At 61.5% G+C, this 14,402-nt stretch carries 10 protein-coding genes; all 10 read right to left on the reverse strand.

Features of this window, described 5'->3' with window-relative positions:
* Nucleotides 1-38: 38 nt before the first annotated feature.
* The 10 genes from V6F91_RS00530 to V6F91_RS00575 all read right to left on the reverse strand — a co-directional run bounded on the left by V6F91_RS00530 (nt 39) and on the right by V6F91_RS00575 (nt 14,332).
* The gene (locus V6F91_RS00530) at nt 39-3,257 is read right to left on the reverse strand and encodes a transporter substrate-binding domain-containing protein (protein ID WP_332761537.1); all 3,219 of its coding nucleotides are present in this window, start codon (nt 3,255-3,257) and stop codon (nt 39-41) included.
* Between the two features lie 10 nt (nt 3,258-3,267).
* Nucleotides 3,268-3,894, reverse strand: a complete 627-nt coding sequence (locus V6F91_RS00535; protein ID WP_332761538.1) for a response regulator transcription factor — start codon at nt 3,892-3,894, stop codon at nt 3,268-3,270.
* Between the two features lie 135 nt (nt 3,895-4,029).
* Nucleotides 4,030-4,470 carry a chemotaxis protein CheY gene (locus tag V6F91_RS00540; RefSeq protein ID WP_332761539.1) on the reverse strand — a complete coding sequence of 147 codons (441 nt, stop codon included), beginning with the start codon at nt 4,468-4,470 and terminating at the stop codon, nt 4,030-4,032.
* A gap of 87 nt (nt 4,471-4,557) precedes the next feature.
* Nucleotides 4,558-5,793: an EAL domain-containing response regulator gene (locus V6F91_RS00545; RefSeq protein WP_332761540.1), complete on the reverse strand. Its 1,236-nt coding sequence runs from the start codon at nt 5,791-5,793 to the stop codon at nt 4,558-4,560.
* Entirely contained in the window at nt 5,783-6,205 is a 423-nt protein-coding gene (locus V6F91_RS00550; protein ID WP_332761541.1) for a hypothetical protein, read from the reverse strand. The genes V6F91_RS00545 and V6F91_RS00550 overlap by 11 nt, the downstream gene beginning before the upstream one ends.
* A gap of 168 nt (nt 6,206-6,373) precedes the next feature.
* Entirely contained in the window at nt 6,374-8,590 is a 2,217-nt protein-coding gene (locus tag V6F91_RS00555) for an autotransporter outer membrane beta-barrel domain-containing protein (protein WP_332761542.1), read from the reverse strand.
* Nucleotides 8,591-8,740: 150 nt separating this feature from the next.
* Entirely contained in the window at nt 8,741-9,514 is a 774-nt protein-coding gene (locus V6F91_RS00560; protein ID WP_332761544.1) for an OmpA family protein, read from the reverse strand.
* Nucleotides 9,515-9,524: 10 nt separating this feature from the next.
* Nucleotides 9,525-9,938, reverse strand: coding sequence for a DUF4398 domain-containing protein (locus V6F91_RS00565; protein ID WP_332761545.1), 414 nt, complete (start codon nt 9,936-9,938; stop codon nt 9,525-9,527).
* 131 nt (nt 9,939-10,069) lie between these two features.
* The gene (locus V6F91_RS00570; RefSeq protein WP_423815301.1) at nt 10,070-13,705 is read right to left on the reverse strand and encodes a transporter substrate-binding domain-containing protein; all 3,636 of its coding nucleotides are present in this window, start codon (nt 13,703-13,705) and stop codon (nt 10,070-10,072) included.
* Nucleotides 13,706-14,332, reverse strand: a complete 627-nt coding sequence (locus V6F91_RS00575; RefSeq protein WP_258449821.1) for a response regulator transcription factor — start codon at nt 14,330-14,332, stop codon at nt 13,706-13,708.
* Nucleotides 14,333-14,402 lie beyond the last annotated feature (70 nt).

The following is a 14,402-nucleotide window of genomic DNA, read 5'->3' on the forward strand; positions in this document are numbered from 1 at the left end:
CCAGCAGGCTGGCTCCCACAACAACCGAAACGGCTCAGTCAGGCTTGCAGACGTTGCGCGAGGCTGTCCATGGCCTCGCGCAACGCCTCGATTGCCGTGCCCGACAGCGGCGCTTGCCCGTCAGCGCAGGCCTGCTCGAGTGCTACACAGGCTGCCACCACCCGCGACGCGCCGACCATTTGCGCGCCGCCCTTGATGTGATGCGCCAGCTCGCGCAACCCGGCGCGGTCGCGGTCATTCTGCAATACCGCCAACCGTTGTCGATCCACGTGCAAGCTGCTCAGCACTTCCTCACGCAGACGTTCGATCAAGTTGCGGTCATTACCGGCCATTTGCTCCAGCGTGCTCAAGTCGATTTCCACCAGCGCAGCCGTTGCAACGTGATCCGCCGGCATGGCGCAGTGGCTGGCTGGGGCCAATGCCTGTGCCAGATCGTGCAAGCGGATAGGCTTGAACAGGCAATCGTCCATGCCGGCGGCCAGACAGCGAGCACGTTCCTCGGCCTGTGCATTGGCGGTGAAGCCGAGCAGCAGGCACGGTGTGCGTTCGGCCCGCATTTCTTCCTCACGAATCGCCCGCGCGAGCTGATAGCCATTGCGCCGCGGCATGTTGCAGTCGGTAATCACCACCTCGAACGCCTGCGTCCGCCAGCGCTGCAGTGCGTCGTCGCCGTTGTCGGTGTCTACCGTCCGATGGCCCAGTTCACTCAGTTGCCAGCACAGCAGCAAACGGTTGACCGGATGATCATCAACCACCAGCACATTGAGCGAACGCGCCGCTGTGACAACCGCGACGGGAGCCGAAGAGGCTTGCGCAAGCGCCGCCAGCCGCGGCAATTCGAGGCTGACTTCCACCTGCGTGCCTTCACCGAGTACGCTGTCCAGTCGCAGCGTGCCCCCCATCATCTCGCACAGGTTGCGGCTGATCACCAGGCCCAGCCCGGAACCGCTGCGTGCCGATTGCGCGTGATTGCTCGCCTGTACGAACGGGCTGAACAACCGTCTACGGTCCGCATAGCTGATTCCCACGCCGCTGTCTTCGATCAGCACCTTCACCGCCAAGTGCTCGGCCGTTGCGGCGCTCACTGTCAGATGCAGACAGACTTCGCCCTCGTCAGTGAACTTGATCGCGTTGCTCAGCAGGTTCGACAGCACCTGCTTGAAACGTGTCGGGTCGATCAGCACGTCGACATTACTGCCGGTATCGAGTTGCAGATGCCACAGCAGGTGCTTCTGCCGCGCCAGCCCTTCGAAGACCCGACACACCGAGAGCACCAGTTCACGCAGGTTGGCGCGTTCGGGCGCGAGGGACAGATTCCCGGTCTCGATCCGCGCGATATCGAGTATGTCGCCGATCAGCGCCAATAATTGTTGCCCGGCGTTGGACGCCACCTGTATCGCCAAACGATCGGTCACGCCCTCCTCCGCGCGTTTCAAGGCCAGTTCGAGCATGCCGATCAAGGCGTTCATCGGCGTGCGGATTTCATGGCTCATGGTCGCCAGAAACGTGGTCTTGGCGCGATTGGCATCGTCCGCCGCATCCTTGGCGTCCTGCAATTGCTGCAGCCATTGCTGGCGGCGGCGCAGCTGGCGGCGCTGCCAGACGATCCAGCCCAACGCCAGTGCCAACAGCAGCGCCGCTGCCGCAAAACCGAGGAGAATTTCGTGGCGATGGCGCAGCCAGTAACTGTCATCGACCACCACCTCATGGCTCCAGCGCTCGATCAGTTCGTCCATCTGCTGCGGGGCGATGCTCAACAGCGCCTTGTTCAGGATCGAATGCAGCGCCGGCATTTGTGGTGCGGTCGCCAAGGCAATGCGCGCCGGTTGATCGCCGACTGTGCCGGTAATGCGCAGCCGTTCGCGGTAATGGCGGCCAATCAGAAAACGCGCCACCACCAACGAACTCACCGTGACGTCGACCTGGCCCTTGAGAATCATTGCCATGCCGTCGGCCGGGCTCGCGGTTTCGACCAGACGCAAGCGCGGCACACGAGCCAACAGATAACTGCGCAACGGATGACCGCGGTAGATAGCCAGCCGCTTGCCCGCCAGTTCGTCCAGCGGGAGCGGCCCCTGCCAGGCGCTTGCGCTGACCAGCACGAACGGATTGTTCAGGTAGGCGCGAGTGAATTGCAGCTCGGTTTCGCGCTCGCTGCTCGGCGTTACCACCGGCAGCAAGTCCAGTTCGCCGGCCTTGAGCTGTTCGATCTGACGGTCCAGCGAGGTTCCGCGCACGATCTCGAAGTTGAGCCCGCTGCGCTGGCTGATCAGGCTCAGCAATTGCGCCGTGAGCCCGCTGAGACGGCCGTCGGAATCGAAAAACGTCAGCGGCGCGAAATCTTCGATAGCGCCGACTCGCACCACCGGGTGCTGGTCGAGCCAGGCCTGTTCGCTGGCGCTGAGTTGTACCCGCGATTGCTCCGCCATTTCCGCCAGACCGGCGCTCCAACGCTGTTCGATGCGTTGTCGGCGCTCCATGGGTATGGCCGCCAGTGCCACATCGACGATGCGCTTGAGGCGCGCATCACTGCGCAGCAGGGCGAAGCCGAACGCATTGGCGTCCAGGCCTGACGGCCCGGCCAGTTGCAAGTCGTTGCGATAATTGGTGTTGATCAGGTAGTTGGCACTGATGACATCACCGAGATACACGTCGTCCGCGCCGAATGCCACCGCACCGAGTGCGTCCATCGCCGACGGGTAACGCTGCACCTGAGCCTGCGGATAAAAGCTCCGCACGGTCGCCAGCGGCAAATAGTCCTCGACCATCGCCAGGCGTTTGCCGGCAAGATCGGCCGGCAATTGCTCGTCGAAGCGAGTGACCAGCATCGGTTGATCTTCGGCGTACGGCCGAGACAACACAAAGGCCGGATCGGCGATTTCGAAGCTGTTGGAGGTGCCGAGCAGATCGAGCTCGCCACGTTTGAGCGCGGCCATCAACGCCTCCCGGTCGGTAAACCGGCGCACCTCGATGCGGACCCCGAGCAACTGCGCCAACAGATCAGCGTAATCGGCGGTCAATCCTTCGAGTTCATGCTGGTTGCGGGTCAGTTCGAATGGCGGGTAATCCGGCCCGGAAATGCCCATGCGCAACAGCGGGTGCTGACGCAGCCATTGCCGGTCCTGGGCGTCGAGGCGCAACTGGACATTTTCCAGGCCAGTCCGGGTCAGCACTTGCAGCACCTGCGGTGGCTCACTCGCCGCGCACAACGCAGTCAGGCTCAGCCACAGCCCGACGATCCAGCCTCCCTGGCACATGATCGCGCGCTCAGATGAGATGATTGCGCTTGGCGAAATCGCGCAAGAGCATCGGTGAACAGACTCCGATTTTTTTCATCAGCCGTGTTTTATAAGTGCTGACGGTCTTGTGGCTCAGGTGCATGCCCTCGGCAATCGACTTGTTGGACTTGCCGTGCCCCAATTGCTCGAGAATGATCAGCTCACGGTTGGAGAGCTGATCGATCATTTCCTTCTCGGTGGTTTGCACCGCATTCAGCACGCTGGCGTTATCCGACAGCGCGGCAAAATACGTGTAACCGGACATCAGTGCCTGAATGGCTTTGTGCAACTGCTGCAACTGATTGGTCTTGGTCACATACGCCATGGCCCCGGCGCGCAGACAGCGCTCCTGATAGAACAACGGATCGTGGGTACTGAAAACCAGTACGCGGCAAGGCAGGTTATTGGCCTTGATCCGCGCCAGCACCTCAAGCCCGCCAAGTCCCGGCAAGTTTATATCGAGGATCACCAGTTGCGGCTGATGTTCACGAATCAGCGCCAGCACCTCGTTGCCCTGGGAAGCCTCGTGAATCGTTTTGAATCCTTCAGCTTGCAGTACGATCCGGATGGCGGCACGCACCACCGGATGATCGTCGACGATCAGCGCTGACTTCATGGCCACTCCCAGTGCAAAGCCGGACGAACAGCGCACCGGTGTGGGCGGATCCGGACTCAGTGGCTGCGCCGGGACTGTTACACGGAACGATGGGTAAATCACCTGTCAGGTCTGACAGTTGTGCGCATTGAACTTTTATGCATGAGCTGCCCTGCGCACCGCCGCAAATGGCTGCACGAGCAACGTCTCGCGCCGGTTGGCGGGCGGATCGATCAACGCCATCAGCTGCTCGACCGACTGCAGGCTCGGCAGGGCCAGCGGGCTGATCTGCACGTTGTCCTGAGCGAAGCCTGCAGCGCACTGCAACGGCGCCGTGCGTTCGTTGTAGATCATTGCCTGCCGCACCTGCGGGTTATCGAGGAACAAACCCAGCAGGTCGAGCGGACCCGCCAGATCGGCATTGATGACGACCGCATCGAACGGCTCGCAACCGTAGTCGACCAGCGTCAACAGCTCGGCAAGGCTTTGCACCGGAGCCACGCGGTAATAATCGAGGCTGTTGAACAGGCGCTCGATTTTCATCCGGTGAAAATGCTGAGTATCGGCGATCAGGATTCGCAGGGCTTTGTTGATCATGGTCATTCTCCCTCCAGGGTTTCTGGGTGCGGCAAGGCTACGCAATCGCCCGTACCGGGCTCTGTAGGACTTTTCCTAAAAAAGCAGTCATTTATCCGAGGCTGTGCGGGCGCGGCGCTGTCGCAGCCACACCAGCAGATCTGCCCCAGCCATCGGTCGCGCATACCAGTAACCCTGGCCTTGCGTGCAGCCCAGTGCCAGCAGTTCGCGGCGCTGCGCATCGGTCTCGATGCCTTCGATCACCACGCTCATGCCCAGGGTTTCGCCCAACGCCAGGGTGCTGCTGATAGCGGCGCGGCAACGCGGTTCATGGGCAAGGTTGCGGACAAAATCGGCGTCGAGCTTGATCTCGTTGAAGGGCAACTGACACAGGCGCTGCAAGGATGAGAACCCTGCACCAAAATCATCGATCGATAACCGACAGCCCATCATGCGCAGGCGCACCAGACTTTCGAGGCTGGTGGCCGGGGCTTCGAGCAAGCCACTTTCAGTCAGTTCGAACGTCAGGCCCGCGCCGCAAGCCCCCTGCCCGGCCAACAGGCTTTTGAGACTGCCGGTCAACTCGGCATTGGCCAGCTGCACCGCCTGCAGATTGAACGCCATGTTCAACATAAAACCTTGTTCGCGGGCGCTACGTTGCACGGCCAAGGCCTGTTCAACCTGAGCGAACAGCAACTCATCGAGCAAACCGCAGCGCTCGAGCACCGGCATGAACAGCGCCGGCGAAAGGATGCCGCGCGCCGGGTGCAGCCAGCGACACAACACTTCAACACCACAGATTTCACCGCTGCGAAGGTTGAACTTGGGCTGATACCAGGCATGCAACTGCTGACTGGCCAACGCCTGACGCACCTCGGACTCGCTGGCCAGCGTCGGCGCCGCCGCAACGGGCATAGGCACGACAGGCCTGGCGACGAACTTGCGCAACAGATCCGCGAGCACGTCCTGGTGCAGCGGCTTGCCGACGTCGCCTAGCAGATCAAGGCCGAGCAATGCCACCATCTGCTGCACGGCACGGCGCAAATCCACCGATAACGAACTGCTGATGATCACCGACCTGACCTGGGCGGACGCCCCGACCCGTTGCAGAAATTCCAGACCGTCCATGCCCTCCATCTGCAGGTCGCACAGGGCGACATCGACGCTGCCGACTGAGTCGAGCAACGCCAGCGCCTGGGCGCCGTCACTCGCCTCGAAAACTTCGCGACAACCGAGGCCACGCAACATCTTGACCGCGACGGAGCGCTGGAAAGGTTGGTCTTCAAGGACCAGGACCCGCAGCGGCAGATCGGACCCGGCAGTGATCGATTGGTCAGTGAACATCTCGGTTACCTCGGAAAATTGCCTGGCCATTGAGCTGCTCCAACAGAGGTACCAGGGTTCGGCGGTCCGGCGTATGGATCAGGCTCAACTGGCGTCGTTGATTGGCGTAGATCGATTCGGCGCGGGGCTGACCGCGTCGTGCGTCGTAGATCACGCCATGCCGGATCTGCGAATTGCTGACAAAAAAACCCACCGGATCGATTCCCGCGGCCGCCAGCAGTTCGCCGTTGATCAACAGCAGATCGAAATGCTCGAAGGGCTCGCACGAGTAATGGGTCATGCCCAACAGCTCGCGGAACGAGCGCACCGGTGTCAGCGCACGGTAGCCCAGCGTTCTGAGACATTGCCCGACCCTGAGTTGCAGCAGGGGCTGCTCTTCGGCTATCAGGATTCGCCAGCATTTGTAGGTCATTGGTATCGGCTGTCAGAGGAAAAGTTACCGCACTAGCTCGCGCGAGAACCCACACTAGGCAAATAAGTCGCCGGAGCATGTAGGACGGATCTGAAAAGACACCGGGATTTCTCCGAGCGCCCTACGGGTAAACGCCACGTCGGCGCCGGCCGAGGTGGCGGCCGTGCACTACCAGAGGTAGCGATAACCGACACTTACACCGAACGGCTGCTCGATACCATTGCCCTTGGCGTACTCGGCATCCAGCGAGACCTTGCTGCGCTCGCTGAGCTGCAACACGCCGCCGAAACCGAGTTCGACACGGCTGCCGGGCAGTTCGGCATCAAAGCGGTTGCCGTTAACACTGACCTGGCTGCTGCCTTTGTGCTCGGTGATGTAAGACGCTTTTACATAGGGCTGGGCCTGCATGCCGTTGCCCAGCGTGAGGCTGCGGCCGAACATCGCGCCGACGCGGCTCTGCAGCGAGTCGAGGTCGTCGGTCTTGACCCGCAGCCCGTTGCTGGCGGTGTAACTCGCGCCCTCAGTGCGGGTCGCCGTCAGCTCCACTTGCGGCTCGACGAACCAGCCATCGCGCAATTTGATGCGTTTGCCGACTTCAACATTCACGCCGATGCCGTTGCTGTTGTAAGAACCCTTCACCGCCTGACCGAGATTGGTCGGCGTCTTGATCTCGTTATCGAAACGGCTGTACTTCAACACGCTGTCGACATACACACCGTTGTCGTTGAGCCAGGTGGCGTAGACACCGAGCATGCGACTCTCGATGTTGCCGCTGGCGCCTTCGCCAAAATCCAGGTCGGAGCGGGCAGTGCCGAACATGCCACCGACATAAAGCTTGCCGCCGTCCACCGCGAACGCCTTGTCGGCGCCGATCTCCACGCCGCTGATGTCCTGGGCGTAGGCACGGCTGGAGCGTTCGCTGACCTCCAGGCGTTTGCCGATGGCACGGCTCCAGATTCCGCCGTCATCCTCGCCCATGCGCAGCTCGCCGAGGCGTTTGACCAAGGCATTCATTTGCGCGCCCCAGAGGCTGGCGCCAGCGGTGTGCGCGGCGATGGCCGCGTTGGCTCCCTTGGACAGATGCGCCGGTGCCGGATCGACCGGCCGTGGCGGCGTGATCGGGTCCAGTGGCTTGACCGGATCAGCGGGAATCACAGGATTTACCGGCGTGACCGGCGTGACCGGTGCCACCGGGGTTCCCGAATCGACGGGCACCCCCGGATCAACGGGCATAACAGGCGCTACCGGCGTGACCAGCTCTGGTGGTACCGCCCCCGCGCTGGCCAGGAGCCAGTCATCGCCCTGCTGCTGCAAGGTGTAACGGAACGCACCGGCATCGACATGCCCACGGTACAGGGCGAACTTCGCGCTGCCACCGTGGGTGTCGACCAACAGCAACCCCCCGTCCGCCGTGGCCGGTTCATGCCCTGAGTCAGCGACGATCAAGGTGTGATCACCATTGGCCTGACCGGCGCCCTGCACCACCAGCAGATCATGCTGCTGACTGGCGATGTCGGTGTTCATCAACACGCTGCCGCTGCCGGACAGCGCATTGACCGTAAACGTCTTGAACGTGCCATCGTGATTGGGCGCGAAGGCCAGACGACCGCCGTCAAGGCGCAACGAATCCACGGTTTTCACGCCGTTCTCCATGATGTTGACGGTACCGCCCGCCTCGGCCACCAGACCATTGGCCTGTGCACCCGTGTACAGATTGACCTCGCCCCCCCGGCTGACCGTGCTGTTGTTGGCTGTACCAAGCGCATACACGCGCTGCACACCGCCCTCGATATGGGTATCGGTGGCGACTGCACCACCGAACCGGGTAACCGTCAAACGCTGTTCACCACCGCTGAGCACTCGAGTGTTGTCGGCCATGCCCAGATCGGTGACCACTTGCACGCCACCGTCGTTGATCTGCGTGTCCACCGCGCGGCCGGACAGTTGCACCGTCTGTACTCCGCCGCGATTGATGACTGTCTGGTTGGCGCGGCTGTTGCTCGATTGCACGTCTTGCACACCGCCGTTCAATACCGTGCCGTTGGCCGTGCTTTTGATGGAAAGCATTTGTGATCCGCCGGCGCTGACCTGGGTGCGGTTGGCCACGCCGCTCTGCACCAGTTGCCGGCCCATGACCGTCGCATCGTTCGAAACACCGCCAAGAAACACCGCCTGGGTGCCGCTGACGGCAATCAACGTGTTGTTGGCGGTACCTTGGGCGCCGATGCTCTGCTGACCAGCCGTGACGGTTTCGCCATCAACGATAGCGCCGTTTTTTACCGTTGTCGTGAACGCCTGCGCCGAGACGGGCAGCCACATGACGATAGCCAATGCCAGAGGGGTCAGGATCAGTGCAGGATGGCGCGTCGCAGGGACAGTCTTCATGGGTGCGTACCTCAGTGATGAGGTAGCGAATTTAGAGATCGGGGAGGAAGAAGAGAGCAGGAAATTTCCTTTAATTTGTAGGAAATTTCCTGCTCGAACAGCGTGATGAACCCGCGCCTCATTGCGAGAACGCGGGATGACGATTCAGCTTCAGCGACGCAGGCCGACCGCCTCGGCACCGTTCGACACAATCACTTCGACACGGCGGTTGTGCTGACGCCCGGTCGCGCTGCCGTTATCGGCTACGGCGTATTCCTCGCCGTAGCCCTGGGTCAGGATGCGTTGGCGATCGACGCCCAACTGCGTCAGCGCCGTAGCCACCGCCGCCGCACGCCGCTCGGACAGCAGTTGATTGGCCTGTTCGCTGCCGACATCGTCGGTGAAACCTTCGACCCGGACCTTGCGCTCCAGGTTGTTGTTGAGGAAGTCAGCCAATTGCTGGAACTGCCGCTGGCTGCCGTATTTCAAGTCGGCTTTACCGGTGTCGAACAGCACGTCGCCAAATGTCACGACCTGACCGCGATCGGTCGGTTTGGCCTTCAGCGCTTGCAGCGCCTTCAACTGCTGGGTGCGCACGTCCAGTTGCACCTGAGTGCGCTCGGCATCGATTTTCTTCAGCCCGGCTTCCGCCTGCCGACCGGCGATGGTCTGTTCGGCGAGGGCGATTTTCTGGCTGGCCAGATAGGCTAGCTGGTCGATCTGCGGCGCTTTGCGATCCTGCAATGAGGCCTGATCGGCGGCGTTCAGCGCGGTGAACGCCGACTTGGTTTCAATCGCGGCCAGGGTGTTCGATTCGGGCTTGTTTTGCAGCGCCGAAAATTGCGCGCGCGCCTGCAACAGCTGCGGGTTTTCAGGGGGCGTGGCGCAACCGGCGAGCATCAGGGCGAACAGGCCGGCGACCGGCAACAGTTTGAAATTCGGCATGGACGTGTCCTTATTGAGCGGTGGCGGGCGGGTTGAAACCGGTGACCGGGTCTTGCAGCATTTCCTGCTTGAGCACCTGGATGCCGCTGCGGGCGTCGGTCAATTGCTTCTGCCATTTCACCGCGCGGGATTTGCGCTCGGCGAGGTTGGCATCGGCCTCGATCTGCTCGGCCAGAAGCCTCGCCTGCGGGTACTGTTTCTCACCGAGGGCGCGTTCCATCTGGAACATCTTGTCCTGCGCCGACTTCATTTCCAGCGGCGCGTATTGCGTCGCCTCGGCCGAGACCGCGCGGTTGACCGCATCCTTGGCCAGCGTGATCTGCTGCTCCGGTATCGGCGCGCTGGCACAGGCGCTCAACGCCGCCGCGACGGCCAGTCCACTGACGGCCAGGCGCACACGAGAAGACATACGGGGAAGGGTCATCAACAACTCCAAACGTTAACTGAACAAGTGAGCCCGGCGTGACGCCGGGACACCTGCACGTTAGCGATAGAGAGTCAGTGGCGAATGTAGGAAAATTCGCAAGATTGAAGCCAGGCAGGCAAAAAAATCAGTTACGTCAGATGCTCGTCCAGCTGCTCCGAGAGGTGCTCCATCGCCTGCTGCAACGTATCGACGGCTTCGGTCAGCACTTGCGTGTCCAGCCCTTCACTGGCGCTTTCCAGCGCTTCACAGGCCTGAATCAGTGATTGCGCCTTGATGATCCGCGCACCGCCCTTGACCCGGTGCGCGAGGTCGCTAAGCCCTGCAATGTCATGTTCGCTGAACAGCCGCAGCAGCTTCGCCATGTCCTGCGCGTTGCTGGTGGCCAGATCGTTCAACAGGCTCTTGATCGAGTCCTGATCGCCGCGAGTCAACTGCTCGAGACTGCCCAGATCGATGTCACCCGGCGTCGGTTCGCTGTCCGGCACTGCCGCCACTGTCGGCGGCTGCGCAACGATGCCGGCCAGACGCAGATTGAGGTCCTTGAGGCTGATCGGTTTGAACAGACAATCGTCCATGCCGGCTTCGGCGCAACGTTGCTTTTCCTCGGCCAGCGCGTTGGCGGTGAAGCCCAGCACCAGGCTGCGTGGCTGGCCGCGCGCCGCTTCTTCATCACGGATCGCGCGGGCCAACTGATAGCCGTTCATGATCGGCATGTTGCAATCGGTGATGACCACGTCGAACAGCTGATTGCGCCAGGCGCGCAAGCCGTGCGCGCCGTCCTCGGCATCTGTGACCCGATGACCCAGATAATTGAGTTGCTGCGTCAACAGCAAGCGGTTGGCCGGATAATCGTCGATCACCAGAATGTTCAGGCTGTTCTGGCTGTTTACGGTTTCGATTTCTGCGACCGGGGCGATCTCCAGCGGATCGAGGCTCGGCAGATTCAGGCGCACCTCGATCTGCGTGCCCTGCCCCAGCTCGCTGGACAAGGTCATGCTGCCACCCATCATTTCGCACAACGTACGGCTGATCACCAGACCGAGCCCGGAGCCGCTGCGCGCCGACTGACCGTGGTTGCCGGCCTGGGAAAACGGGCTGAACAGCTGCGCCTGATCCTCATGGGAAATCCCGCGACCGCTGTCGCTGACGCGCAGACACAAGCCCAGACGTTCTTCACTGCCAGGGTCGACATGCACGCTCAGTTGCACCTGCCCGGCGTCGGTGAACTTGATCGCATTGCTCAGCAGGTTCGACAGCACTTGCTTGAAACGCAGCGGATCGATCAGCACATCGACGTTGCTCAGGGCGTCCACATCCAGTTGCAGGCGCAGCTGTTTCTGCCGCGCCAGACCTTCGAAAATCCGTACCACCGATTCGACCAGTTCACGCAGATTGGCCCGCTGCGGCGCCAGTGACAGGCGCCCGGATTCGATGCGAGCGATGTCGAGAATATCGCCAATCAGGTCGAGCAGACCGCGCGCCGCACCCGAGGCGACTTCAATGGCAAAACGATCGGTCACGCCTTGATCGGCCTTTTTCATGGCCAGCTCAAGCATGCCGATGATGGCGTTCATCGGCGTGCGGATTTCGTGGCTCATTGAAGCGAGGAACGTGGTCTTGGCGCGGTTGGCATCGTCGGCACTGTCCTTGGCGATCTGCAGTTCCTGCAATAAATGCTGACGTTCGCTGACGTCGATCCAGCCGGCGATCATGCCGTTGACCGCGCCATCGCTGCCGCGATACGGCAGCATCCAGTGATAGATCGTCAGCTGTCGGCCGTCGGCCAGGGTCAGGCTGCGGTCCTGGATGCTCGGCTGCCCGTCGGCCATCACGCGCAGGTAATCGTCGTGATAGGCCTGAGCCTGCGGTGCATCGCTCAGTACGCCCTGGGTCACGGTTTTGCCGATCACCGCGTCACGCTCGGTGCCAAACACTTGCAGGTAGCCGCTGTTGCAGATCACCAGGCGGCCTTCACGGTCGCGCACATAAATCGGGTGTGGCGTGCCGTCGATCAGCACGCGCATGAATTCCATCTGGTCGTTCAAGGCCATTTCCGCTTGGCGACGCTTGCGCATCAGCAGGCGCAGATAGGCGATCCAGCCAAACGCCACCAGCAGCAACACACCGGCAATCACGAAGCCTTGAATGATCATGCCGCGGTTACGCAGCCAGTAACTGTCATCGACCACCACTTCGCTGCGCCAGCGGTTGGTCAGTTCGTCCATTTCTTCCGGGCTGATGCTCAGCAGCGCCTTGTCGAGAATCGAGTACAACTCAAGCGCGCCGCGATTGGTCGCCAGGGCGATACGTGCCGGTTGGGTGCCGACCGTACTGGAGATCTGCAAGGTCTCGCGGTACTGGCGCGAGATCATGTAACGCGCGCTGATCAAGGAGTTGATCGCACCGTCGACCTTGCCCTGCGCAACCATCTCCATGGCATCGGCAGCATTGTTGGCCGGCACCAGTTGAATATTCGGAAACTGCTCGACCAGGTATTCACGCAAAACGTTGCCGGTGATCAGCGCCAGACGCTCGCCGGCCATCTGATCGAGTGTCTGCGGTTCGCCATCGCGGCGGCTGACCAGCACGAACGGGTTGATCAGGTACGGACGGGTAAAACGCAGCTCGCCTTCGCGCTCGCTGCTCGGCGTGAACGCCGCGAGCATGTCGGCCTTGCCGCTGCTGACTTGCCTGATCAGATCGGCCACCGAATCGACGCGCTGCATGTCGAATTGCAGACCGGTGCGCAGGCTGATCTTGGCCAGTACGTCGGCACTGATGCCGCGAAACTTGCCGGCCTCGTCGACGAAGGTCAGCGGCAGGAAATTCTCGTTGATCGCCACTTTGATCCGCGGATGGCGGTCCAGCCACTGCTGTTCCTTGATACTGAAATGCAGCACGTGCTGCCCCGGAATCGCCACGCCGCCAACGCTCCACCGGCGGCGAATGCTCATGCGCTCCTCGACGGGAATGACCGTCAGCGCCGCATCGACCACGCGCAACAACTGTTCGTTGTCACGCTTGACCGCAAAGCTGAACGGCTGGGTTTCCATGCGCGAAAAGTCGCTGAGCTGGACGTTGTTAAGGTAATTCTTCTTGATCAGGTAATTGGAACTGAGCAAATCGCCCAGATAGACGTCCGCCTGACCGAACGCCACCGCACCGATAGCGGCCAGTGTCGACGGATACAGTTGCACATCGGCCTTGGGATAAAACGCCTTGACCGTCGCCGGTGGCAGGTAGTGATAGAGCATCGCCACGCGTTTGCCGGCGAGGTCTTGCGGCAGGTTGTGGCTTTCGTCGATGCGCGTGACCAGGCTCGGATTGTCGTCGGCGTACGGCAAGGAGATTGCCAACTCCGGATCGGCGGCCTCGAAACCGTTGGCGGTGCCGATCAGATCGATTTCGCCGTTCTTCAAGGCCGCCAACAGATCGCCACGCGACGCATAGCGCCTCACCTCGACGTTGACCCGCAGCAGTTGCCCGATCAGCTGTGCATAATCGGCGCTCATGCCCTCATATTCGTTGCCGTTACCGGTAATCGCGAACGGCGAATAGTCCGGGCTGCTGTCGCCGAGCAACAGCGTGCCCTTGCGGCGCAGCCAGCGCCAGTCCGGCTCGTCCAGCGACACCGCGTATTCGCCGACGTCGGAGCGGCCGAGCACTTTCAGCGTGTCCGGGGCCACTGCCGGCGCCGCGTGTGCCACCCCCACCACGCTGAACAGCACCACAGCGGCCACACAGCTTCTGAAGAAAGTCATCATCTAGAGCAGGTTGTTGCGCTTGGCAAAATCAGCGAGGTACACCACCGACTTGACGTTGAGTTTCTCGATCAGCCGCGTCTTGTAGGTGCTGACGGTCTTGTTGCTCAACAGCATCGCTTCGCCGATCTCCTTGTTGCTCAGGCCTTTGGCCAACTGCTGGAGGATGGTCAGTTCACGGTCGGACAGGCTCTGGATCAGTTCCAGATCGGTGGCCTGGGCATCGCTGCGACGCACCGAACTGCTGGCCAGGTTGGGAAAAAAGGTATAGCCGTCGATGACCACCTTGATCGCCTTGACCAGTTCGTCCAGGTCGTTGGTCTTGGAGATGTACCCCGCCGCCCCTGCTTTCATGCAGCGCATCGAATAGAACTGCGCCGACTGCGAAGTCAGCACGAGAATCTTGCAGTGCAGGTTCAGCGCGCTGATTCGCGAAATCACTTCCAGGCCATCGAGCTTGGGCATGGCGATGTCGAGAATGATCAGGTCTGGATTGTGCTCGCGGGCCTGCTGGACCGCGTCGGCACCGTTATCCGCCTCGGCGACGACTTCGAAGTTTTCCTGCTTCAACAGCATTTTGACGGCAGAGCGGATGAACGGATGGTCGTCCACGATGATCGCTTTAAGCATAAAAACTCCTGTAAGAAACGTCGATGTGCAGCATCGGCAACACCAGGCACAGCGATTGAACAGCAACCCA

Source organism: Pseudomonas koreensis (assembly GCF_036668835.1).
GTDB classification, from domain to species: domain Bacteria; phylum Pseudomonadota; class Gammaproteobacteria; order Pseudomonadales; family Pseudomonadaceae; genus Aquipseudomonas; species Aquipseudomonas koreensis_I.